At 71.5% G+C, this 21,626-nt stretch carries 24 protein-coding genes; 6 read left to right on the forward strand and 18 right to left on the reverse strand.

The features are described 5' to 3' along the window. Positions 1–65: 65 nt before the first annotated feature. Both CI089_RS02380 and CI089_RS02385 read right to left on the reverse strand, forming a co-directional pair. Positions 66–314: a zf-HC2 domain-containing protein gene (locus CI089_RS02380; RefSeq protein WP_094260090.1), complete on the reverse strand. Its 249-nt coding sequence runs from the start codon at positions 312–314 to the stop codon at positions 66–68. Then, positions 311–904: a sigma-70 family RNA polymerase sigma factor gene (locus CI089_RS02385; RefSeq protein WP_197690566.1), complete on the reverse strand. Its 594-nt coding sequence runs from the start codon at positions 902–904 to the stop codon at positions 311–313. Before CI089_RS02385 ends, CI089_RS02380 begins: the two co-directional genes overlap by 4 nt. A 126-nt stretch (positions 905–1,030) precedes the next feature. Here CI089_RS02385 and aroA point away from each other — a divergent pair, with 126 nt between their 5' ends. From aroA to bcp, 3 genes are read left to right on the forward strand one after another with little or no spacing between them, the layout of a single operon-like run. Continuing rightward, positions 1,031–2,374 (forward strand): 3-phosphoshikimate 1-carboxyvinyltransferase, encoded by a 1,344-nt coding sequence (gene aroA / locus CI089_RS02390; protein WP_094260091.1) that lies wholly within the window; start codon positions 1,031–1,033, stop codon positions 2,372–2,374. After that, positions 2,371–3,450 carry a ribosome small subunit-dependent GTPase A gene (gene rsgA, locus CI089_RS02395; protein ID WP_094260092.1) on the forward strand — a complete coding sequence of 360 codons (1,080 nt, stop codon included), beginning with the start codon at positions 2,371–2,373 and terminating at the stop codon, positions 3,448–3,450. The genes aroA and rsgA overlap by 4 nt, the downstream gene beginning before the upstream one ends. Then, positions 3,447–3,914 (forward strand): thioredoxin-dependent thiol peroxidase, encoded by a 468-nt coding sequence (bcp, locus tag CI089_RS02400; RefSeq protein WP_094260093.1) that lies wholly within the window; start codon positions 3,447–3,449, stop codon positions 3,912–3,914. Before rsgA ends, bcp begins: the two co-directional genes overlap by 4 nt. A 16-nt stretch (positions 3,915–3,930) precedes the next feature. Here bcp and CI089_RS02405 read toward each other — a convergent pair whose 3' ends face one another. After that, on the reverse strand, positions 3,931–4,317 hold the full coding sequence (locus tag CI089_RS02405; protein ID WP_094260094.1) for a histidine kinase: 387 nt from the start codon (positions 4,315–4,317) through the stop codon (positions 3,931–3,933). A 221-nt stretch (positions 4,318–4,538) separates the two neighbouring features. On the opposite strand from CI089_RS02405, the gene CI089_RS02410 reads away from it, so the two are divergent. Beyond that, on the forward strand, positions 4,539–4,787 hold the full coding sequence (locus CI089_RS02410) for a WhiB family transcriptional regulator (RefSeq protein WP_023955350.1): 249 nt from the start codon (positions 4,539–4,541) through the stop codon (positions 4,785–4,787). 70 nt (positions 4,788–4,857) lie between these two features. On the opposite strand, the gene CI089_RS02415 is transcribed toward CI089_RS02410, so the two are convergent. Genes CI089_RS02415 through CI089_RS02425 form a run of 3 tightly spaced genes read right to left on the reverse strand, consistent with a single transcriptional unit; the run spans position 4,858 to position 8,252 of the window. Beyond that, positions 4,858–6,351 carry a sensor histidine kinase gene (locus tag CI089_RS02415; RefSeq protein ID WP_036305931.1) on the reverse strand — a complete coding sequence of 498 codons (1,494 nt, stop codon included), beginning with the start codon at positions 6,349–6,351 and terminating at the stop codon, positions 4,858–4,860. 9 nt (positions 6,352–6,360) lie between these two features. After that, complete coding sequence (locus tag CI089_RS02420; RefSeq protein ID WP_094260095.1) at positions 6,361–7,623, reverse strand: nucleotide-binding protein; 1,263 nt, start codon at positions 7,621–7,623, stop codon at positions 6,361–6,363. Then, complete coding sequence (locus CI089_RS02425; protein ID WP_094260096.1) at positions 7,623–8,252, reverse strand: SAF domain-containing protein; 630 nt, start codon at positions 8,250–8,252, stop codon at positions 7,623–7,625. Before CI089_RS02425 ends, CI089_RS02420 begins: the two co-directional genes overlap by 1 nt. Before the next feature lie 98 nt (positions 8,253–8,350). Here CI089_RS02425 and CI089_RS02430 point away from each other — a divergent pair, with 98 nt between their 5' ends. After that, entirely contained in the window at positions 8,351–8,623 is a 273-nt protein-coding gene (locus CI089_RS02430) for a helix-turn-helix domain-containing protein (RefSeq protein WP_094260097.1), read from the forward strand. Positions 8,624–8,627: 4 nt separating this feature from the next. Here the strand turns inward: CI089_RS02430 and CI089_RS02435 are convergent, their stop codons facing one another. After that, positions 8,628–9,209, reverse strand: a complete 582-nt coding sequence (locus tag CI089_RS02435; protein WP_094260098.1) for a hypothetical protein — start codon at positions 9,207–9,209, stop codon at positions 8,628–8,630. Positions 9,210–9,349: 140 nt separating this feature from the next. On the opposite strand from CI089_RS02435, the gene CI089_RS02440 reads away from it, so the two are divergent. Next, on the forward strand, positions 9,350–9,781 hold the full coding sequence (locus tag CI089_RS02440) for an Rv3235 family protein (protein WP_370877343.1): 432 nt from the start codon (positions 9,350–9,352) through the stop codon (positions 9,779–9,781). Between the two features lie 7 nt (positions 9,782–9,788). Here the strand turns inward: CI089_RS02440 and CI089_RS02445 are convergent, their stop codons facing one another. The 11 genes from CI089_RS02445 to CI089_RS02495 all read right to left on the reverse strand — a co-directional run bounded on the left by CI089_RS02445 (position 9,789) and on the right by CI089_RS02495 (position 21,559). Next, positions 9,789–11,012: a pyridoxal phosphate-dependent aminotransferase gene (locus CI089_RS02445; RefSeq protein WP_094260100.1), complete on the reverse strand. Its 1,224-nt coding sequence runs from the start codon at positions 11,010–11,012 to the stop codon at positions 9,789–9,791. Positions 11,013–11,045: 33 nt separating this feature from the next. Beyond that, the gene (locus CI089_RS02450) at positions 11,046–11,585 is read right to left on the reverse strand and encodes a hypothetical protein (protein ID WP_094260101.1); all 540 of its coding nucleotides are present in this window, start codon (positions 11,583–11,585) and stop codon (positions 11,046–11,048) included. After that, the gene (locus tag CI089_RS16345; RefSeq protein WP_094260102.1) at positions 11,582–11,944 is read right to left on the reverse strand and encodes a hypothetical protein; all 363 of its coding nucleotides are present in this window, start codon (positions 11,942–11,944) and stop codon (positions 11,582–11,584) included. Before CI089_RS16345 ends, CI089_RS02450 begins: the two co-directional genes overlap by 4 nt. Then, entirely contained in the window at positions 11,934–15,875 is a 3,942-nt protein-coding gene (gene eccCa / locus CI089_RS02460) for a type VII secretion protein EccCa (RefSeq protein ID WP_094260103.1), read from the reverse strand. Before eccCa ends, CI089_RS16345 begins: the two co-directional genes overlap by 11 nt. Continuing rightward, the gene (locus CI089_RS02465) at positions 15,872–16,729 is read right to left on the reverse strand and encodes a hypothetical protein (protein ID WP_094260104.1); all 858 of its coding nucleotides are present in this window, start codon (positions 16,727–16,729) and stop codon (positions 15,872–15,874) included. The genes eccCa and CI089_RS02465 overlap by 4 nt, the downstream gene beginning before the upstream one ends. Then, entirely contained in the window at positions 16,726–18,048 is a 1,323-nt protein-coding gene (locus CI089_RS02470; RefSeq protein ID WP_094260105.1) for an EsaB/YukD family protein, read from the reverse strand. Before CI089_RS02470 ends, CI089_RS02465 begins: the two co-directional genes overlap by 4 nt. Then, positions 18,045–18,332, reverse strand: coding sequence for a hypothetical protein (locus CI089_RS02475; RefSeq protein ID WP_094260106.1), 288 nt, complete (start codon positions 18,330–18,332; stop codon positions 18,045–18,047). Before CI089_RS02475 ends, CI089_RS02470 begins: the two co-directional genes overlap by 4 nt. After that, positions 18,329–19,402, reverse strand: coding sequence for a DUF6177 family protein (locus CI089_RS02480; protein WP_094260107.1), 1,074 nt, complete (start codon positions 19,400–19,402; stop codon positions 18,329–18,331). Before CI089_RS02480 ends, CI089_RS02475 begins: the two co-directional genes overlap by 4 nt. Continuing rightward, positions 19,399–20,316 (reverse strand): FHA domain-containing protein, encoded by a 918-nt coding sequence (locus tag CI089_RS02485; protein ID WP_094260108.1) that lies wholly within the window; start codon positions 20,314–20,316, stop codon positions 19,399–19,401. The genes CI089_RS02480 and CI089_RS02485 overlap by 4 nt, the downstream gene beginning before the upstream one ends. A gap of 66 nt (positions 20,317–20,382) precedes the next feature. Then, complete coding sequence (locus CI089_RS02490; RefSeq protein ID WP_094260109.1) at positions 20,383–20,907, reverse strand: DUF6301 family protein; 525 nt, start codon at positions 20,905–20,907, stop codon at positions 20,383–20,385. A gap of 394 nt (positions 20,908–21,301) precedes the next feature. Continuing rightward, positions 21,302–21,559 carry a hypothetical protein gene (locus tag CI089_RS02495; protein ID WP_094260110.1) on the reverse strand — a complete coding sequence of 86 codons (258 nt, stop codon included), beginning with the start codon at positions 21,557–21,559 and terminating at the stop codon, positions 21,302–21,304. Between the last annotated feature and the right edge of the window lie 67 nt (positions 21,560–21,626).

Below are 21,626 nucleotides of genomic sequence, written 5' to 3' on the forward strand. Positions count from 1 at the left end.
AACGTCCGCCCCTTTCGCGTTGCCCGTGGCGGCGTCATCCGCCGATCGGGCCGCGTCAGCGCCGCTCAGGCGTGCGCGGCCTCCTGAGCCTGCCGGAGGCGTGCCAGCACCTGGTCGCGGAGCTCCTCGGGGGCCGATTCCCGGCAGGCGCGGGCAACGACCTCGGTGAGCGTGCGCGAGACCAGGGCCTCGTCACGACATGCCGGGCACGACTCGAGGTGCTCACGGATGTCGGCATGCTCGGTCTTGCAGACCTCGTTGCGCAGGTACTCTTCCAGGTCGCGTCGCGCCTTCTCGCAGCCGCAGTCACTCATTTCTTGCTCCTCGTGGGGGGCGTCGCGATGCCCCGCTCCTTCGCGTAGTCGGCCAGCAGGTCACGCAGGAGGCGTCTGCCACGGTGCAGACGGCTCATGACCGTGCCGATCGGTGTTTTCATGATGTCGGCGATCTCCTGGTAGGCGAAGCCCTCGACGTCGGCGAGGTACACCGCCAGCCGGAAATCCTCGGGGATCGACTGCAGGGCATCCTTCACCGCGGATGCGGGCATGTGGTCGATCGCTTCGGCCTCGGCGGAGCGACTGCTGGATGCGGTGGTCGATTCCGCACCGCCCAGCTGCCAGTCCTCGAGGTCGTCGATGGTGCCCTGGTAGGGCTCCCGCTGCTTCTTGCGGTAGGTGTTGATATAGGTGTTCGTCAGGATCCGGTACAGCCACGCCTTGAGGTTCGTTCCCTGCGTGAAGGACGACCACGAGGCGAAGGCCTTCACGAACGTCTCCTGGACGAGGTCTGCCGCGTCAGCCGGATTGCGGGTCATCCGCATGGCCGCCGCATACAGCTGGTCCATGAACGGGAGCGCCTGCTCCTCGAATTGGGCGCTCGGATCCGTGACCGCTTGCTCTTCCATCAGCGGCCAGTCTACGTGGGCGTCCCACGGCACGACTGTGGGATCGGCGAGTGCGATCATGGACTCCCTTCCTCCGTGTTTCGAACATCCTCGACAGGACGAACGGGTTCGATACTGTGGAAACCCATGACCCCCGCCGCGTATTCCCCCCGCCCCGCCGACATCGGCGCGCCGTGGCGCGCTCCCGTCGCCGATGCCCCCGTCCGAGCCGAGGTCGCCGTCCCCGGGTCCAAGTCGATCACCAACCGCGAGCTGGTGCTCTCCGCCCTCGCCGAGACGCCCTCCCGCCTGATCGCGCCGCTGCACTCCGATGACTCCGCACGCATGATCGACGCCCTGCGGGCTCTCGGAGCCCATATCGAGGCCGTGCCCGGCGAGGGCCGGTTCGGCCCGGACCTCGTCGTGACGCCGTTCGGCACGGAGGTCACCGACGCCGTCGTCGACTGCGGCCAGGCCGGCACCGTCATGCGCTTCGTCACTCCCCTGGCGGGCCTCGCCCGCGGTGAGGTCACCGTCACCGCGCACGAGAGCGCGCTGCACCGTCCGATGGCCGAGATGATCCGCAGCCTTCGCGAGCTCGGCGTCGACATCGACGACGGCGGCCGGTGGACGCTGCCCTTCCTGGTCCACGGTCACGGTCACGTCCGCGGCGGCGAGGTCACGATCGACGCGAGCGGGTCGAGCCAGTTCGTCTCGGGCCTCCTGCTGGCCGCACCCCGCTTCGACGTCGGCCTGCGCCTCGTGCACGACGGCCACCGTCTGCCGAGCCTTCCCCACATCGACATGACGGTCGAAGCACTCGGCCATCGCGGGGTCGTCGTCGAGCGTCCGAGCGAGCGGGAGTGGCTCGTCCCGGCCGGTCCGCTGCGCGGCAAAGAGCTCACGATCGAGCCCGACCTGTCCAATGCGGCTCCGTTCCTGGCCGCGGCCGTCCTCACCGGCGGACGTGTCACCGTGCCGCACTGGCCCGTGCACTCGACCCAGCCGGGTGCCCTCCTGGCCGACATCCTCACCGAGATGGGGGCGCGCGTCACGCGGCGCAGCGGCGTGCTCGCCGTCACCGGAACCGGCGAGATCCGAGGGGTCGATCTCGACCTGTCCGCCGCGAGCGAGCTGACCCCGTCGCTGTTCGCCTTGGCCGCGTTCGCGGATTCGCCGAGCACACTGCACGGCATCGGCCACATCCGCGGCCACGAGACGGACCGCATCGCTGCCCTTGTCGGCAATCTGCGTGCGCTCGGCGGTTCGGCGGAGGAGCTCGAGGACGGCATCCGGATCACTCCGGCGCCCCTGCGCGGCGGACTCTGGCGGGCTCACCACGACCACCGGATGGCGACCGCCGGCGCCATCATCGGGCTGCGCGTGCCGGGGGTCGAGGTCGACGACATCGGCACGACCGCCAAGACGATGCCAGAGTTCCCCGAGCTGTGGGCCGAGATGCTCGCGGACGACGTGCGGGTCGACGGGTGAGCTGGCTCGGCGGCGACGACGACCTCGACGAGGAGTACGACGAGTCCGACATCCGGATGCGTCCGAATCCGAAAGCGAACCGCCCCCGCACGAAGCGGCGCCCTGCTCACAGCGACGCGCAGGTGGCCCGCGTCGTGGGCGTCGATCGCGGCCGCTACACCGTGCTCATCGACGAAGACGGCGACGACGAGCACACCGCCCTCGCGGTGCGCGCGCGTGAGCTGCGCAAGCAGCCGATCGTCAGCGGCGACCGGGCCCGAGTCGTCGGCGACGTCTCGGGAGACGAAGGCACCCTGGGCCGCATCGTCGGCATCGAACCACGCACGACGCTGCTGCGGCGCAGCGCCGACGACACCGACCAGGTCGAGCGGATCGTCGTGGCCAACGCCGACCAGATGGTCATCGTCGTGGCCGCGGCCGACCCCGAGCCGCGCCCGCGACTGGTCGACCGCTACCTCATCGCCGCGCTCGATGCCGGCATCCACCCCCTGCTCGTGGTGACGAAGACCGACCTCGCCGACCCCTCGACGTTCCTCGCGCACTTCGAGGGCGTCGACGACCTCGAGGTCCTCACGAGCGGACGGGATCGGATGCCGGTGGCCGAGCTCGGCGCCAAGCTCGTGGGCCACGCCACGGTGTTCGTCGGTCACTCGGGCGTCGGCAAGTCCACGCTCGTCAATGCGCTGGTGCCGACCGCGGCTCGGGCGACCGGGCACGTCAACGAGGTCACCGGGCGCGGCCGGCACACGTCGAGTTCGACGGTGTCGCTGCGCTACCGCGGGCCGGAAGGACGCGGGTGGGTCATCGACACACCGGGCGTGCGCTCGTTCGGCCTCGGACACGTCGATCCGGCCAACATCCTCGCCGCCTTCACCGACCTCGCCGCCGTCGCCGAGGAGTGTCCCCGCGGATGCACCCACCTTCCCGACGCACCCGACTGCGCGATCATCGAGGCGGTCGCGGCGGGTCGGCTCGGGGAACGCGGAGCCGCCCGCCTCGATTCGCTGCAGCGTCTGCTCGGCACCTTCTCGGCCGGCGTCGATCCGGCCGTACGTCGTTCTAGGCTGGAATCATGACGCGTCTGGAACCGGGCGACCTCGCCCCCGAATTCACCCTCGACGACCAGGACGGCTCGGCGCTGTCGCTGTCGGACCTGCGCGGACGGCGCACGGTCGTCTTCTTCTACCCCGCGGCCATGACCCCCGGCTGCACGCGCGAGGCGTGCGACTTCCGCGACAGCGTCGAATCACTGCGAGCCGCGGGTATCGAGGTCATCGGGATCTCGCGCGACGACGAGGCGAAGCTGCGCCGCTTCCGCGAGCAGGAGCAGCTGACCTACCCGCTGCTGAGCGACCCCGACCACGCCGTCCACGAGGCGTACGGCGCGTGGGGCGAGAAGATGAACTACGGCAAGACCGTCGAAGGCGTGATCCGTTCGACCTTCGTCATCGACGCCGAGGGCCGCATCGAGCACGCGCTCTACAACGTCAAGGCGACGGGCCACGTCGCCCGCGTCCGGACCCTGCTCGGCCTGGGCTGACGGAGGCGGGCCGGCTTCAGGCTTCGCCGCGGTCCCGCGCCGCGCGCCGCGTGGCGGCCACGAGCAGCACGAAACCGGCGACGCCCGGTACCGCGATGAGCACAGCGGTGCCGGCGTCGGCGTACTGGCCCGTGGCAGCTCCGAGGGCGACGGCCAGGATGAGCAGCTGCGCCACGATGCCTCCCGAGCGACCCCACGAGACCCGGCGCCAGACCGAGACGGCGAAGGCAGCGAGGGCGACCGCACCGATCGCCGTCAGGACGATGAGCGCCACCGAGCTCGGGACGTCGATCGTGTCGCCGCCGACGAGAGCGACGATCTCCCATCCGACGACCGCCAGCAGCGCGACGGCTTCGGCGGCGAGCACAGCTCCCGCGATGCGTTCGACAGCAGAAGGAGCCATGGCATCCGACCTTCGGTCCGGGCCGCACGAAACCGATATTCACGGCCCGGCGGCGAGCAAATACGCAGTTCACCCTTGATTCATCTGTCCGGGCTATGGGACGATAGACCAAGCCGTGTGCTCCCACAGCGAAGTGGGGCGAGCATCCGCTCGCACACTTAACCAGGGTACCGGACTACCCGAGTCCGGCCTGACAGAATCACCACCCCAAGGAGCACCACATGGATTGGCGCGATAAGTCTGCCTGCCTGACCGTCGACCCCGAACTCTTCTTCCCCGTGGGCAACACGGGCCCCGCCGTCGACCAGATCGAGAAGGCGAAGGCCGTCTGCGCCCGTTGCACCGTCACGGAGATCTGCCTGCAGTACGCCCTCGAGACCGGCCAGGACTCGGGCGTCTGGGGAGGCCTCTCCGAGGACGAGCGCCGCGCACTGAAGCGCCGCGCCGCACGCGCACGCCGCGCCTCCTGAGGCACTCTCCGCGCTCGGCGTCGCTGATGCGGCGCCGAAGCACCGCGGCCGGCCAGACCGACCGCCGCGCTCAGCTCGCGTCGCGTTCGATGTAACGCAGCGGGATGTCGATGGTCACCTCGGTGCCGCTCCCGACGAGCGTATGCCAGTCGATCGTCCCGCTGAGCTCACCCTGGATCAGCGTTCGAACGATCTGCGTTCCGAGGCCCCGCCCGACCTGACCCTCCGGCAGCCCGCTCCCCGAGTCGCGCACCTTGACCTCGAGGCGCTCCGCCGAACGTTCCGCGACGATCTCGACGTCGCCCTCGGTGCCGGCGAGCCCGTGCTCGACGGCGTTCGTCACGAGCTCGGTGAGCGCAAGAGCGAGAGGCGTGGCGTACTCGCTGGGCAGGGTCCCGAAGCGGCCGGTCGACCGGGTCCGGGCGCGGGTGTTGGGGGCTGCGGCCACTTCGGCCACGAGCTTGAGCACCCGTGCGAAGACCTCGTCGAAATCGACGTTCTGCGCGAGCCCCTCCGAGAGGGTGTCGTGCACGACGGCGATGGCCGAGACGCGACGCATGGCCTGTGTCAGCGCGTCGCGCGCCTCCTCCGAATGCGTCCGGCGGGCCTGGATGCGCAGCAACGACGCGACGGTCTGCAGGTTGTTCTTCACCCGGTGGTGGATCTCGCGGATCGTCGCGTCCTTGGTGATGAGCTCCTGCTCCTGGTGGCGGATCTCGCTGACGTCACGGCACAGGACGATCGCACCGATGCGGGTCCCGTGATCGCGCAGCGGGATGGTCCGCAGCGAGACGGTCACTCCGCGCGCCTCGATGTCCGCGCGCCACGGTGCACGGCCGGCCATCACGATCGGCAGCGACTCGTCGAACTCGCGCTTGCTGGGGAGGATGGCCGTCGCGACCTCGATGAGGGGCTCCCCCTCGAGCTCGTCCTCGAAGCCCAGCCGATTGAAGGCCGACAGCGCGTTCGGGCTCGCGAAGGTCGTCATGCCGTCGACGTCGAGGCGGATGAGTCCGTCGGACGCGCGCGGGGCACCGCGACGCGGGGCGGTGGGAGCGTTGAGGTCGGGGAAATCGGACGAGGCGACCATGCCGAACAGGTCGTCGGCGCAGTCGTTGAACGTGATCTGCTGACGCGACGGCGTCCGCGCCTCACCGAGGTTCGTATGCCGCGTGAGCACGCCGACGACGTGCGCGGGGCGGCCCTCGGCCGCCCGTTCCCGGACGATGGGCACCGCTCGCACGCGCGTGGGGGTCTCTTCGAACCAGTCAGGCGAGGCGGAGTCGACGATGCGCGCCTGGGTGAAGGCGTCCTTCACCTGCGTGCGCCACTGCGGCCGCACCCGATCGCCGACGATGTCACGGTAGAACAGCGTCGCCGCTCCCCCCGGCCGGGTGTGCGCGACCGCGATGAACGAGTCGTCTGCCGTGGGCACCCAGATGACGATGTCCGCGAACGCGAGATCGGCCAACAGCTGACCGTCACCGGCGAGGCGGTGGAGCCACTCGACATCGGCGTCGGTGGACAGTCCTTGAGCATGGACGAGATCGCTGAGGGTCGACACCATCCCAGACTAGGGGGCCGACCCTGCCGCCGCGGCGCGTGCCGTCACACGCCGCCGTCGACGGGCCTCCGCGGCCGGGCGCACGGGTGGTGAGATCACCTCGCCGACGAAGCGGCGAACGGCAGCCGGGATCGATCCCCGCCCGTTGCCTTCGCCGACGGGCCGGGCCGCGAGGAGCGCGGCGTCGGTGGCGCGCGGATCCCAGGGGACGAACCAGCATCGCTCGATCCCCGCGTAGCGCTCGAAGCTGCGACGGATCTGACTTCGCGGGTCGATCCCGAGCGGGCCCCCGCGGAGCTTGTTGACCACGACGTGCACGGGCACCGCGCCCACGATCGACCGCAGATCCGGATACACCCGCAGGAAGCGCGAGAGCCCCACCGGGTCGGCGGCAGCGACGGCAACGACCGCGTCGGCCGCTTCGAACGCGGCGAGCGTGGCCCCGTTACGGCGAGGTCCGTCGAGATCGCTCACGATCTCCTCGTCGCGCTCGAGCGAAGCGGAGACATCGACGAAGACGTCATCGACCCAGTCACGGCACGTCTCGAGCACCCGGGCCACCCGGTCGAGCCCGAGTTCCGGCCACCGTGTCGGGCGGTTGATCCCGGCGAGCACCTCGACGGCGCCGGCAGGCTCGGCGATGCGCGTCAACTCGCCGGGCGTCAGCTCTCCCCGCGACGCCCGACGGCACGCGGCCGCGAGGCCGGGTCCCTCGTCGGGTATGCCGAGCGCGATGGCGATCGCGGGCGCGTGCGTGTCGGCATCGGCGAGCGCGACGCGGCGACCGTCGCGTGCCGTCTCGCGAGCGAGCTCGATCGCCAGCGTCGTCCGCCCCGGGGCGCCGGACGCACCCCACACCACGATCACGCGACCGCGCGACGGGCCGGCCTGCCCCGCGGCAGGGACCGCGGTCACGGCATCCAGAGCATCCGTCCCCGCATCGACGACCGCGATCCCGAGGATCTCCGCGGCGCGGCGCTCGGCGGGACCTCGCGCCCAGGCGACGATCCGGGTCGTCGTTCGGTCGCACAGCTCCACGACCTCTCGCGTGAGCCACGAGCGGGATGCGGCGAGGATCAGCACGTCGGCACCAGCCACGGTGTCCGCCGCGCCCGGTCGATGGTCCGTCCCGCTGACCGCCCCGGCGCCCGAGAGGTCGCGCGCCGCGGAGGCCACGTCGTCGGCGGCCAGCACCGCCACGTCCGTGAGGCCGCCCGCGCGCAGTCGCTCGACGAACGGCGCGTGGTCCGGGATCGCCACCACGACGCGCATCAGCGTCCGCCGCCTGTGGCGGGGATCACGGAGACGGCATCCCCCGCGCCGATCGCGGCGAGCAGGGCGGCGACGTCATCATGCGGGACCACCAGCTCGACCGCAGCGGAGCGCTGCTGCGCGACGAGCCCTTCGCTGCTCTGCAGCGCTCGCACCGTCGCGTCCGGGACGAGGATGCGGGGGTCGGCGAACACGCCGCGTTCGCGCTGAGGGGCGCTCCAGACCTCGACGCGGGTACCCGCCGTCACCGAACCGGGCACGGCATTCGTCGTCTGCACGACGACCGTCGTGGCGTCCACCTCCGCGGGAGGCGCCACCGCGTCCCGCGGCACCAGCTCACCGGCGGGTATCGTCCGCGACGCGACGCCGCCCGGCTCGAGCGTCCCCGGCGCCGCGTAGAGATCGTCTGCCGGCCCCAGCACCACCTCGACGACCCGCAGATCCGCGGCGTCGACCGGTTCGCCGACGACGATCGTCCGGGCCGCGCTGAGAACGGTCGACGTCTGCCGCGCCGCTGACACGACGGACCAGACGCCTGCGATGGAGACCAGCACGAGAACGATGCCGATGATGACGCGTGCGTCGGCCCGACGGATGCGGCTGCGGAGGGAGGTGCGTGCTACGGCCATTCCCCCATCGTGGGCGAGCGGACGGGACGACGTCTGCCGTTGTCCACAGGGGTGTCAAGGGCGGGGCAGGGGAACGAGCGCCCGCGGATAATGGAGGCATGCCCGCCACCCCCGACAGCGCGCGCTTCCTGACCCCGTCCCAGGTCGCCGAGATGCTGCAGATCGAGGTCGATGAGGTGATCGCGCTCGTCCACGAAGGCCGCCTCGTCGGGGCGAAGGTGGGAACGCCTTCCCGCTGGCGCATCGAATCGGCGAGCGTCGAAGATTACCTCGACGCTCAGGTCGAGGATGCTCGTCGCGCCGCGCTGTGGCAGCAATCGCAGGTCGCCAGCTTCCCGGAGCTCTGGGGGCGGCAGCGACGGTCGGAGTGATCCCTCACCCCACCGAACCGTCGAGGTGCACGGTCCGCAGGGCCCGATAGCCGATCATCCGATGCCCCGTGACGGCGCTCGCGCGCCGGGGCTCCCCCGCGTCGTGGAGCGCGAGATCGACGTGGTCCGCGCCCGCACGGTCGATCGTGCCCGTCCAGCTCGTGCCCCCGGCCACCACGATGCGGACGCCGACGCGACGACGCGCGAGATCGCGGAGCACGAAACCGAGGGTCATGCGTTCGGCGAGCGCCGGCCGGCTCCGGGTGGGGCGAGCGCTGCGGAGCAGGTCGGGTTCTGCAGCGGCGATCGAGGCCGCGGCGTCGAGGGGAACCACCGCGGCGCGGGGGCCGGCGGTGCTCTCGAGGCCGATCCAGTCCGAACCGACGCCGGTCAGGCGCCCCCGAACGGCATCCGCGGCGATCACGTCGATCGCGATCTCGGCGCCGACCAGCTCCACGAGGCGCTCGCGGAGCGTGAGCCGCGAGAGGCGCAAGCGCTCGGCCTCGGTGTCGAGCGCGGCACGCTCGGCCTCCCACTCGGAGTCGAGCTGGTGTTCGAGATCTTCGAAGAACCGCTGCCATCGCACCCCGCGAGGTTATCGACCGTGCCCCTGCCCCGGGCGCCCTGTCCACAGGTTGGAGGATTCTCATCCGGCCGGATTCGGCAGTGTGCTGTACTCATCGGCGTTGACAGAGCCGATGGAAGGAGGTGCGCGCGATGACGTCGATGAGCGCTGGTGAACCCCGCCGCTACCCCCGCATCGGGTCCTCGCTCGACATCGCAGAGTACTTCGCCGCGCAACCGACGTCGACGGCCGACCTCCCGGATCCCGAGCCGTTGGTGCGCAACCTGACCCGCGGTGTCCTCGAGGTTCTCGCCGGAGTCCGCGAGGTCGAGCAGCTCGCCCGGTGGCTGAGCGAGGATGCCTTCCGGGTGCTGGTGACGCGCGCGAACCTCGCGGCGCGCGCACGCAGCGCCCGGCAGATCGCCCCGGCACGACCGGTCTACTCGATCGTCAGGGTCCGGATGTGCGAACCGGCCGACGGTGTCGTCGAAGGAACGGTGGTCGTCACCACCCCGCACCGGACGCGCGCGGTGGCGCTCCGGCTCGAGGGCCTCGACGGCCGATGGCGGGCGACCTCGCTCGCCCTGCTGTGACCGGCCCCTACTGCTTGTACGACGACAGGAAGTTGCCCAGCCGCTCGATCGCCTCGGTCAGCACGCGGGCCTCGGGCAGCGTGACGATGCGCAGGTGATCCGGATCCGGCCAGTTGAAGCCGGTTCCCTGCACCAGCAGCACGTGCTCGGCGACGAGGAAGTCGTAGACGAGCTTGCCGTCGTCGTGGATGTCGTAGACCTCGGGGTCGAGGCGCGGGAAGGCGTACAGCGCACCCTCGGGCTTGTGGCACGTCACGCCCGGGATGCTCTCGAGCCCCTGCCACGCGGCATCCCGCTGTTCGTGCAGCCGCCCCGTCGGCGCGATCAGCGCTTCGATCGACTGCACGCCCGACAGCGCTGCCTGCACCGCGAACTGCGCTGGCACGTTCGGGCACAGGCGCGTCGAGGCGAGCAGCTGGATGCCCTCGAGGAAGCCCCTCGCATGCGCCTTCGGCCCCGTGATGACGAGCCAGCCCGAGCGGTACCCCGCGACGCGGTACGTCTTGGAGAGCCCGTTGAACGTCAGGCAGAGGAGGTCGGGCGCGAGGGTCGCCAGCGGGATGTGGGTCGCCTCGTCGTAGAGGATCCGGTCGTAGATCTCGTCCGAGAGCAGGAGGAGCGAGTTCTCGCGGGCGATCTGCACGATGCCCTCGAGAACCTCGCGGCTGTACACCGCGCCCGTGGGATTGTTCGGGTTGATGACGACGATGGCCTTCGTCTGCGGCGTCACCTTCGAGCGGACGTCTTCGAGGTCGGGCTCCCAGCCCTGCGTCGCATCGCACAGGTAGTGAACGGGCTTGCCGCCGCCGAGGCTCGTCATCGCCGTCCACAGCGGATAGTCGGGCGCGGGGATCAGCACCTCGTCGCCCTCGTCGAGGAGGGCCTGCATCGTCATCGTGATCAGCTCGGAGACGCCGTTTCCGAGGTAGACGTCGTCGGGGTCGACGTGCGGGAACCCCGGAACCTCCTCGTAACGCGACACGACGGCGCGCCGTGCGGAGAGGATGCCGCGGCTGTCGCTGTAGCCGTGCGCGTTCGGCACCGATTCGATCATGTCGCGCACGATCTGGAAGGGCGCCTCGAACCCGAAGATCGCGGGGTTGCCGGTGTTGAGCTTGAGCACCCGATGTCCGTCGGCCTCGAGTCGGTCGGCCTCGGCCAAGGCGCTGCCGCGAATCTCGTACAGGACGTCCTTGAGCTTCGATGACTGATCGAGGGTTCGACGGTTCATCCGATCAGGATATCCACGCCTCCTGCGTGCCAATCATCCTCCGGTGGCCCGCAGCGTCGAGCCGTTCAGCAAGGCGGCCAACTGCCGGCCCACGCTCACGGTGGCCGGCTCCCGGGAACTCCGCCCGAACCGCAGTTCCGGATCGTACGGGAGGGCGAGCGTACGGGGATCGGACGCCGCCTGCTGCAGGCGGATGCGAGCACGTCGTTGCTCGCCGCGAGAGCGCGCCGTGATGACGAGCGCCGCGAAGACCCGCCCTCCGCCGCCCTGGCCCTCCGCGGACATCAGCGCCCGGGCACGTTCGATCGCTCCCGTGTTGGCCGCGCAGACGAGGATCGCCACATCACCGGGCCGCCCCGTGCCGTCCGCGCCGTGCGGGCCGGCATCGACGACGAGGTGCGAACCGGCCACACCGCCCTCCGTCGGCGCGGGCCCGGGATCGTCCGGACGCGTGAGGACACCGCCGGCCCGTCCGCTCGCGAACGCTGCGTGAGCCGCGACGCGCGCCACGGTGGAGGCCCCGTCACCGCCCGCGGCCCCGACCACGACGAGCCGGCGCACTGCGCCGGTCACGCGAGAGTCCCATCGGCACGCACGCAGACACCGTCGCATCGCTCGGCGATCGCCAGCGCCACGGCGCCCGCCGTCGCCCCGTCGCGGTCGAGGCGCGCCCACGCTTCCGTCCAGTACACCGGGCCGGGCAGCGCTTCCGCGGCCGAGGGCGAGAGGCGCCGTACCTCGGCTGCGACCGCGATCAGCCGGGTGTAGCCGAGGGTGAGGACGGGCCGACCCTCGGCGTCGCGGATGATCTCCATCGCACCGTCGCGCGCGCACACGACCGTGGCGGCGGCGATCCCCGCGGCAGCAGCTGCCGCGCGCAGGTCGGCGACGGCCGGCGCTCTCCGACTGATGATCGTCAGCTCACGAGGCATCCCGGGCTCCTTCCTCGTCGTATGCCGGCGTGTAGGCGAGATGGACGAGGGTCGGTGCACCGCCGCGCCGGATGATGCGTCCCCGCCCGGGGATCATCTGCTCCGCGTACAGGCGCGGGAAGATCGGCCCCTCGGCACGCTCCCCCGACAGCACCAGGCCGGTGCCGCCCGTCTCGCGCAACGACTGCAGACCGAGATCGAACGAGGCCCGGGCCGCACCGGCGACGGGCCGTGTCAGAAAGACATGCAGTCGCAGGTCCCGCGCCGACGGGAGGAACGGGATGAGCGGCGCCAGCGGATCGTCTCCGCCGGAACCCAGGATGTGATGGTCATCGACCATCACCACGATTCTCGGACCGGGCTTGACCGCAGCCGCCTCCGGGTCGCTGCGCCGTTCGAGCTCGTGGGCGACGGATGCCGCGAGCGCCTGAGCCTTGCGCGTGTTCGGAGCGTGCCCTCCGAGGTACTCCTCGGGGATGACGGGAGCGACCGTGCCGCGCACGTCCATCACCGCGAACACGATCTCGTCCGCCGTGTAGCGGTCGAGGAAGGCCGCGGCCACGCCCCGCAGGAGGGACGACTTTCCGCTCCCCGAGTCGCCGAAGACGAGCAGATGCTGCTCGCGGCGGGGGTCGAAGAACTCGGGGGCGAGGTCGTCCTGGCGCACGCCGATGGGCAGGCGGTCGGGTTCGTCGAGCACGTCGGGAAGCTCGGCGGCGGTCAGCATCTCGGGCAGGAGACGGATCGGTGCCGCAGCCGGCCCGCTCCAGCTGGCGGCGAACCGTTCCGCCAGGTCCTGCAGCTCCGGACCGATCTCCTCGTCGTCGACGACCGTGAGCACCGGAAGGGCGATCTGCCCGAACAATCCGTCGTCGGTGACGCCGCGCCCCGGACCGGCGGACTTGAGGGTCTCGGCGACCTTGCGTCCCACTTGCGACTCCATCGCGTCGTTCAGGCGCAGCTCGATCCGCTGGCCGACATGCGACTGGTGGCGGATCGGCAGGTCGTTCCACCGGTTCATCGTGAGCACGACGTGAAGGCCGAACGAGCCGCCCCGGGCGAGGATCTCGACGAGCCGTGATTCGAACTCCTCGAACTCGCCCCGCAGCTGCGAGAAGCCGTCGACCAGGAGCACGACATCGGGCGCGACCAGCTCGGGGATCTCGCCGCGGGCGTGACGGGCACGCAGAACTGAGAGCGCATCGATCCCCCGGTCGCGGAAGACCGTCTCGCGCGACCGCAGCATCGCGAGCAGCTCGTCGAGCAGACGACCGATGCGCTCACGGTCGGAACGGCCCGCGACGCCGCCCACGTGCGGGAACGGCTCGATGCGGGCGAGCCCGCCTCCCGAGAGGTCGAGACCGTAGATCGATACCTCATCCGGAGTGTGGGTGAGCGCGAGGCTCAACCCGAGGGTGCGCAGGAAGGTCGAGCGCCCGGTCTGCGGCGCACCGTAGAGCGCCACGTGTCCACCGCCGCGAGTCAGGTCCAACAGCCAGGCGTCCTGCCGCTGGCGGCTGGGGTCGTCGAGCAGCCCGATGGGGACGGTCAGGGGCGCCGGCCGTGCTGCCGTGCGCACGCGTTCGAACGCGAACTTCGTCGGCAACGGCGAGAGCCACACCGGCGCGACGGGGCGCCGCGCGTCGCGCATCACCTCGACCGCGGTGTCGAGCAGTGACCGTGAGGCGTGCGCCGGAGCGGCGATGCGCGCCTCGGCGTCGGCATCCGAGAAGCCGCCGGCATCCGATTCGATCGTGTTGTAGTGCGGAAGCACCATCGGCACGGCTCGCTCCTCAGGCGCCGGCTCGCGCGGTTCGGGAAGCGGTCCGGACACATATCCCGCACGGAATCGCGTGTACACGGTGGTATCGACCTTGAGGTAGCCGTGACCGGGAATGGCGGGCAGGTGGTACGCGTCGTTCGTGTCGAGGATGACCTGGCTCTCCGACTCCGAGAAGGTCCGCAGACCGATCCGGTACGACAGGTACGTGTCGAGACCGCGGAGCTTGCCCTGCTCGATGCGCTGGCTCGACAGCAGCAGGTGCACCCCGATCGAGCGACCGATGCGACCGATCGTCAGCAGCAGGTCGACGAAATCGGGTTCGGCGGTGAGCAGCTCGCCGAACTCGTCGATGACGAGGAGCAGGTGGGGCATGGGGGCCATGTCGGGATGCTGTTCACGCATGGCCCGGTACGCCGAGATCGACGCCACCGATCCGGCGTCGCGCAGCAGCTCCTGCCGTCGCCGCACCTCCCCCGCGATGCTCGTCTGGGCTCGACGCGTCAGCTGCGCGTCGTCGGCGAGGTTGTCCATGACGCCCGCCACATGCGGCAGCGGTTCGAGCGGGGCGAACGCCGCGCCGCCCTTGTAGTCGACGAGGACCATCGCGATGTCGTCGGGCGGGTGCGTCAGCGCCAGGCCCAGCACCAGGGTGCGGAGCAGCTCGCTCTTGCCCGATCCGGTCGCACCGATCGCGATGCCGTGCGGTCCCATGCCCAGCTGCGCCGACTCCTTGAGGTCGAGGTCGACGGCGCGACCCGCGTCATCGACGCCGATCGGGACGCGGAGGAAGGTGGCGGCCGGTCGCGGGCTCGCCCACGCGGCGGCGAGCGCGGCCGGCGTCAGCTCGTCGTAGCCGAACGATTCGAGGACGCCGACGGCATCCGCCGCGTCGGACTCGCGCGCGTCCGCGCGGCTCAGCCGAAGTGGCGCGAGGGCGCGCACCAGCGCCGAGACCGTGACGGCCGACGGGGCATCGGGCCGGATGCCGGAGATCGCCGAGTTCTCGCGCACATCGTCGACGACCGCGCCGTCGGCCGTCACCGTGAGGCGCACCGACACCTCCGACGGCTCTTTCAGTCGGTCGTCGACGAGGTGGATGACGGTCACTCCGAGCTCGCGCAGCGTCGCCTCGCGCTCGGCAGCCGCCGTCGAACGCGCCGTGCCGGTGCCGTGATCGGCGAACACCACCAGGCGCGACATCCGCTCGGACGCTCCGCGCCGCCCGGTCCGTCGCTCGGCGGCGACCGCGTCGGCCCGCTGCACGAGCCACGGGTTGAGCAGCGCCCAGAGCCGATCGAGATCGGGAGCGACTCGGCGTGCGGGCAACGGGCCGTCGAAGACGTCGGCGCTCTGGACGTGCCCGACCAGGTCGAGGCCATCCCAGTCCGCCGCGAGCTCGGGCGCATGCACCAGGCCGACAGCGACGTCATCGGGCGCGTGGAACGCCACGAGCTGCGCGAACAGAGCACGCGCGATCGGCAGGGTGTGCTCCCGAGCCCCGACGAGCGAGACGTCGCCGACCCGATCGATCGAGACGGATATCGGCATGTCGCGGACGACGGAGTAGTGGGTCAGCAGTTGCGCGAGTTCCCCTCGGAGCAGCTCGTCGTAGGGCTCGACGGGGTTCGTGTCTTCGGGCAGGGTCAGGGCGTGCCAGTCCGCCGCGCCGAGCCCGACGCGCAGACGCAGGAAGTCGGGGTCGCGCCGACGGCGCTCCCACAGCCGGGCGGGATCGCGGACGATGTCGGCGAGCGCGTCCGGCGCGGGGGCGGCCAGCACGGCACGCTGCCGGGCGACCTCACCGTCGCGGCGCAGCTGCGTGCGGCGTTCCTCGAGATAGGTGAGGAAGTTCTCACGCTGAGCTCGGCGACGCCGCGCCGCCTGCCCGCGCTGCGTCAGCGCCATACCGAGGCCGCCGACCACCGCGACGATGAAGATCATCGCTGCGACGAGGACCATGATCGGGTTCGTCCGCAGCACGGTGATCATCACGACCGACGACATCGCGCCGATCACGGGCAGCAGCACCTGCAGCGGGAAGCCGCGCGCGTCGTCGGGCGCACGTGGCGGTGCCGCCACATCGCGCGGTTCGAGCGGTTCCGGCGGATGGACGATGCGGGCGGGGCGGTGGACGATGCGGACGGTCATGCGTCCCCCTCGTCGGCATCGCCGCGTCCGCCGACGAGCACGGAGCCGAGTTCCAGGAGCGACCGCCGGGTTCGTCGCCGCGGTGCAGAGCCCTCGGCCAGCCACGCATCGAAGCGGATGCGGCTGACCGGTGTGTCGAGACCGTGGAGCTTCACACGCGTGGCAGCTGCACCTTCACGGGCCCGGTCGACGAGGACGATCTCCGTGTCCGGGCGCGCGTCGTCGCGACTGATCGCGGCGGCGAGCGACGCCGCGTTCTCCACACCGTCGCGATCCGCCGGCGCGACGAGACACACCGCGTGCGACGACCGGGCGATCTCCGCGATGACCCGCAGGTCGCGCCGCCTGCCCCAGTCGGTGACGACGACGGGGAAGAACCGCGCGATGGGCGCCACGGCATCTCGCCACTCCGACGGGTCGGACGGCCAGGAATCGGATGCCGGGTGCCCGAGCCCCAGGTACGAGAGGGTGCCGTCGCGAGGCAGGTCGCGCGTCGCGTCGGCGAACGATGCCGGGGGCTCCCCCGCCGTATCGAGCGCGGTGACCCGCTCCGACTCGGGGCGTCCGAGCCGAGCGGCGAGGCCGTGGCGCGACCCCGCGGCATCCACGGCGAGCACCGGACCGCCGCGCCGGCGTGCGGCCAGCGTGGCGACACCGGCCGCGATCGTGGATGCGCCTGCCCCGCCGACGAGCGAGAGCACCGCGATGCGGCGGGTCGTCGGTATCGGTCGACGGATGCGGCGGTCGGCGTTCACGAAGAAGCTCTGCCGCTCTCCCCAGCCCCAGGTGCCGGCGGCGCGCGGGAAGCGGGCGTCCGTGGGCGGGCCCAGCCGCGTACCGGTGGGGATGATCACGAGAACACCCGTAGCAGGTCGGGGTACACCCGCAGCGTGCCGAGCAGCAGGGGCACCGTCGCCACGACCGCGAGCAGTTCGAGGGCGTTGCCCCACCGGCGGAGCCTGACGCGGACGTGCGCCGGCGGTCGGATGCCCGCCAGCAGAACCGCGCCGACCGCGATCGCGGCGAGCAGACCCGCCCCCGCGAGCGGCGGCACGAGGGGGGATGCCGCCACGGCGAGCAGCACCGCGAGCGCTGCCGCCCACAGCGGCACGATGTGCACGATGAGCGGGAACTGGCGGGTACGCAGCGCCAGGACGAGGCTGATCGCGATCGCCAGAAGCAGCGCGTACAGATCCCCCGACGCCGCCAGTGCCGCGCCCGCGGCCCCGGCCGTCACCGCGAGGGCGACGCCAGCCCATGCGAGTGCGGCGTACGCGTCCTCGAGCGATGCGGCCACGGCTCGGCGAGAGGGAAGAGTCCCGCCGATCGCCGCGTCGTCGAGGGCCGACAGCCCGGAGGCGCCGAGCGCGAAGGTCGGCAGCAGTCCGATGCCCACGATCGCTGCGAGCCCGATCAGGGCGGGAACGGATGCCGCCGGCAGCGGCGTCAGCAGCAGCACGATCCACGCCACGGCGGCCCCCGCACCGATGAGGCCTCCCCACGCCGGCGGCGCTGAGCGGGCGGCGAGGCCGAGTCCGACGGCGATGCCGATCCAGACGAGTGCGGCGACGGCGAGGAGGACCGGTACCGTCCCGCCGGTCGCGCGCTGCACGAGCTCGGCCAGCGGCGCGCTCAGGCCCACCGCCACCGCTGTGGTCCACATCCGGGCCCACGGGTGCCGCAGCAGCCCGACGACGACAGCAGCGGCGAGCGCGAGCAGCCACCCTCCGACGAGCACGAGCGGGGCGAGCATGAGCGGCGCAGCGTCATCCAGGGCACGACCCAAGGCGAGGCCGAGAACGCCGGTGACGATCGCGATAGCGGCGGCCGCCGTCCAGCGGCGGGCGGTCTCACCCCAACGATCGACGCGACGCTGCAGCGACTCGGCCACGACATCGGTGACATCGGCGACCTCGGGCGGCGGCGGTGCGTCCTCGGCGCGCACCACCCGGAGCACCTCACCGTTCGGCAGCCGCGCCTCGGCGGGTGTGGCGGCCAGCTCGATCTGCTCACCGGTGCGTCGGATCAGCCGCACCGAAGCGCCTTCGTACTCGGTCGACTCCTCGAGCAGGTCGAGGACATCGGGCAGCAGCAGCGCGAACGGCTCGTCGTCCGGGACGACGAGATCGGCGCGACGGCTCGACCCGATGACGGTGAGTCGGGTGTAGGTCATGCGTGGTCCCCCTCGGTACCGGACCCGAGCAGCGGATCGATGACGACGAGCGACGACGTCTGCCGTTCGGCATCCCGTTGCTGCTGCGCGAGGATGCTGGTCACGAACGAGACCGCGACGCACACGGCGCACACGATCGCGGCGACGACGACACTGCCGATGAAGCGCTTGATATTGTCGCCGACGGACCGGCGAGCCTCGGGCGGCCCGAATACCAGAGCCGACGACAGTCGCGACCGGTGCACGCGCACCGATTCGAGCAGCAGGCTGTCGCGATCGGTCATCGGGCGCCCCCGCCGAACAGCATGCGGCCGAGCGCGGGCGAGGCGCCCGTCATCCGCTCCTCGCCGACGGCGTCGGCGAAGGCGCGCAGGCGCGACCACGACGTCACCGGGTCGAGGGTCGCGAAATCGAGCAGCAGCGACGGGATGCGGCGCTTGCCCAGCAAGCGGCCACCGTGCGCGGCGGCCAGCTCAGCGGCATCCAACTCGAATGCGCGCATCGCCGGGGCTCCGATCAGGATCGCGACCGGCCACGACGGCCGGGGCAACCGCGCCGCTCGGAACAGATCGGCACGTCCGGGCTCGGCGAACGCCGCAGCGAACAGCGGCACCCCGGCCGCCACGTTCTCGAGGCTCCGCGCCGCAGCCTCCAGGCGTGCTGAGGTCTGCGGAGCGTCCTCGTCTCCCACCGATACGACGAGATCGGAGAGCTCCTCGACGCCCTTGCGGGTGGGGTGCACCGCGATCTGGCCGATGAGCGGCGCGTCGGCGCTCGCCCCGGCGACGACGTAGCGGGCGGTGCCGCCGCTCTCGCGCGCGTGGGCCGTGAGCGCCGTCTTGTCCCACGGGATGCCGGCGGGCTCGTGCATCCCCCATCCGGCGGGCGCCTCGCCCGTGAGGTCGGCGCTCAGCGCCTCGATGTCGCCGCCGATGACCGTCTCGAGCGCGTCACGCTGGCGCCGTGCGACCGAGATCCGCAGCCGCAGCGACTGCGGGGCGGGATCAGGCTCGAGGAATCGGGGATGCAGGTCTTCCGGCCCGACGGGAGACCGACGGGACGCCGCTTCGGCGAGCGACAGCCGCCGCCCGGTCAGACCGTCCCACGTCTCGCCGGTGGCGTCTTCGACGCCCCAGGCGCCGCCCGTCTCCCGGAGGAGACGCAGCAGGGGCTCGCTCACGGCGGCATCCGCGCCCGTGACGAGGATCGGACGACGCTGCGTGCGTCGGGCGGAGACGAGGAAGTCGGCTCGACCCGGTGCGAGCGCGACGCGCGTGGACTCGGAACGGGTGATGACCACACCCTCGCCTCGAGCGTCGAGAAGAGGATGCGGGTACACCGCGCGGTCGCTCATGCGGTCCTTCCGGTCGAGCCGTCGTCGATGCGCAGGGGCACCCCGGCAATGCGCAGCTGCGCGCCGACGGGAACCTCGACGCGCTCGTCGGGCGCCAGCTCGCGGATGCCGGACGCCGTCACCATCTCCGTGCCGTTGGTCGAGCCCAGGTCACGGGCGAACACGCGGCCGTTCTCGACGTCGAGCCGGAGGTGCGACTTCGAGATCGAGCGCGACATGTCGGGCAGCGCCACGACGGCGGTGCCGTCCGCGGCCGGCGACGGGTTGCGCCCGAGGATGACGCTGCGCGTCACGGGGATCCGAAGCTGTCCGTCGAACGTCAGCACGACCGAGCGTGTCAGCCGCTCCCGCAGCACCGCGGCGGGCACGCGCGGTGGCAGGCTGCCGACCCCGCGGATCGACAGGGCTCCGGGATCGGCACCGGGACTCACCCGCATCGTCACCGTCTGCGTCATCCGGCCGATCGGTCCCTGACGCGGGTCGCGGACAGCGTGCGGATCCCGACGCTCCGGCAGACGCAACCCCAGGGGCGTGCCGTCGGCCGCGCGCACGGTCCGCGTCGAGGTGAGGATGTTGCCGAGAGCTCGTCCGGAGCGCAGCCACCCGACGGCTTGCGCCGCCCCAACGAGGAGGGCGGCGGCCACGCCGAGGGCGAGCGCGGCGCCGACGCCCAGCGGCAGGGCAAGGCCAGCGACGACCGCTCCGGCCACAGCGACAGCGAGGAGCGAGATCGCGAGGGCGCTGCCTCGCCGGACGGCGGTAGCCGCGGGTGCGCCGGCCGCGAAGGCGTCGACGTGGACCAGCGGCAGCACCGCGCGCGCGACGGTTCCGTTGCATACCGGGCACGCATCGTTTGCGCCGGTGACGGGCTCGCCGCAACGCCCGCAGACCGCGAGCGCGAACGCTGTCGACATGACGATCCCCCTTCGCCCCGCGAGCATATCGAAGCCGGCGCCGTCGGCGCGGGGAATCCCGGCCGGTCAGCGAATGTCGGCGCCCGGGTCGCGGTCGTCCGAGATGCCGTGGCGCTCTTCTGCGCGTTCGATGTCGGCGTAGCGCTTCTGCAGCACGATCAGCTGCACGACGCGGTTGAGCTTCGCGACGGCGACGCGCCCGCCGTTGTCGAGGTCCCACGTGTAGCGCGCATCCTTCCCGCCCCTCTCGCGGACCGGGGCGCCCAACACCGCCGCGAGGTCGTCTCGCAGCCGACGGGCGATCTCGGCGAAGGCTTTCGTCTGCGCCGCGTCGGCGTTTCGAATGCGGTCGGTGAGGTCGACGTTCACCTGAGCGACGACGCCGTCGGCGATGAGCGCCTCGGCGCGCGGCGAGCTGATCTCGTACCCGGTGCCGAAGTCGACGCCGCGCGCCGCATCCGCGTCGACCGTCCAGCCGAGCTGAGCCGCCAACGGAGCGAGGATGCCGCGGTCGGCGGGCCATTCCACCGCCTGGAACGCCTCGACGATGTCGCGGACACGGGCGGGCGAGACGCTGTTCACATCGCTCATGCCCCCAACTTAACCGAACGCTCCACCGCGCTGCCTCGGACGCTGTTCCGCGCACTCGATATCCGCATACCGCTTCTGGACGATGGTGACGATGCTCGTCACAACCGGCATCAGTCCTCGGACAGCAACGCGCGCAGCATCCGCGCACTATCGAGCGCTTCGTCGACCGCGGCTGCCGCCGACTCGAGTTTCCGACGAGACGAATCCACGACCGCCGCACGCTCATCGGTGAAGCCAGCGCGACAGCCGCTCTCGACGAGCTACCGCCAGTGCTTCATCGATCGAAGTCATCAGAATGCCTCGCGTGCTTCACCGAGTTTCGAACCAGTCCAGGAACTCGTCGGGGATTCGCAGACGCACCCGCTCGTCCAGCACGTCCACGAGAGTGGGCAGGTCATCGAGCGCGCGCCGTCAACTCGTCGGACCCCAGTATCCCGACGCCGACGCCGCCCTGATCGATGCCCAACCCGAACAATCCGCGGTCGTAAGTGAACTGAACCACCCCATAGTCGTACAGGACGAAACGAACCGCCGACCAGGGACGGTCACCCTCGATCATCTCCTGGACCCGGAACTCGGACCCCGCTCCCCCGAAGCGGTCCCGCAGCGCGTCGCGAAGCGCGCGCATCAGCTTCTCTATGCGAACGGTCACCGATCCCGGGCCTATCTGCAGATGATCAACGAGCTCGATCAGTCGCGGCTATCATTCTCCACGTCTT

The organism is Microbacterium sp. Yaish 1 (assembly GCF_002245215.1).
GTDB lineage: Bacteria > Actinomycetota > Actinomycetes > Actinomycetales > Microbacteriaceae > Microbacterium.

Bases quoted from the DNA above. Each gene is read 5' to 3' on its own strand.
- CI089_RS02380 (WP_094260090.1), bottom strand. From the start codon at position 314: ATGAGTGACTGCGGCTGCGAGAAGGCGCGACGCGACCTGGAAGAGTAC.
- CI089_RS02385 (WP_197690566.1), bottom strand. From the start codon at position 904: ATGGAAGAGCAAGCGGTCACGGATCCGAGCGCCCAATTCGAGGAGCAG.
- aroA (WP_094260091.1), top strand. From the start codon at position 1,031: ATGACCCCCGCCGCGTATTCCCCCCGCCCCGCCGACATCGGCGCGCCG.
- bcp (WP_094260093.1), top strand. From the start codon at position 3,447: ATGACGCGTCTGGAACCGGGCGACCTCGCCCCCGAATTCACCCTCGAC.
- CI089_RS02405 (WP_094260094.1), bottom strand. From the start codon at position 4,317: ATGGCTCCTTCTGCTGTCGAACGCATCGCGGGAGCTGTGCTCGCCGCC.
- CI089_RS02410 (WP_023955350.1), top strand. From the start codon at position 4,539: ATGGATTGGCGCGATAAGTCTGCCTGCCTGACCGTCGACCCCGAACTC.
- CI089_RS02420 (WP_094260095.1), bottom strand. From the start codon at position 7,623: ATGCGCGTCGTGGTGGCGATCCCGGACCACGCGCCGTTCGTCGAGCGA.
- CI089_RS02425 (WP_094260096.1), bottom strand. From the start codon at position 8,252: ATGGCCGTAGCACGCACCTCCCTCCGCAGCCGCATCCGTCGGGCCGAC.
- CI089_RS02430 (WP_094260097.1), top strand. From the start codon at position 8,351: ATGCCCGCCACCCCCGACAGCGCGCGCTTCCTGACCCCGTCCCAGGTC.
- CI089_RS02440 (WP_370877343.1), top strand. From the start codon at position 9,350: ATGAGCGCTGGTGAACCCCGCCGCTACCCCCGCATCGGGTCCTCGCTC.
- CI089_RS02445 (WP_094260100.1), bottom strand. From the start codon at position 11,012: ATGAACCGTCGAACCCTCGATCAGTCATCGAAGCTCAAGGACGTCCTG.
- CI089_RS16345 (WP_094260102.1), bottom strand. From the start codon at position 11,944: ATGCCTCGTGAGCTGACGATCATCAGTCGGAGAGCGCCGGCCGTCGCC.
- eccCa (WP_094260103.1), bottom strand. From the start codon at position 15,875: ATGACCGTCCGCATCGTCCACCGCCCCGCCCGCATCGTCCATCCGCCG.
- CI089_RS02470 (WP_094260105.1), bottom strand. From the start codon at position 18,048: ATGACCTACACCCGACTCACCGTCATCGGGTCGAGCCGTCGCGCCGAT.
- CI089_RS02475 (WP_094260106.1), bottom strand. From the start codon at position 18,332: ATGACCGATCGCGACAGCCTGCTGCTCGAATCGGTGCGCGTGCACCGG.
- CI089_RS02480 (WP_094260107.1), bottom strand. From the start codon at position 19,402: ATGAGCGACCGCGCGGTGTACCCGCATCCTCTTCTCGACGCTCGAGGC.
- CI089_RS02485 (WP_094260108.1), bottom strand. From the start codon at position 20,316: ATGTCGACAGCGTTCGCGCTCGCGGTCTGCGGGCGTTGCGGCGAGCCC.
- CI089_RS02490 (WP_094260109.1), bottom strand. From the start codon at position 20,907: ATGAGCGATGTGAACAGCGTCTCGCCCGCCCGTGTCCGCGACATCGTC.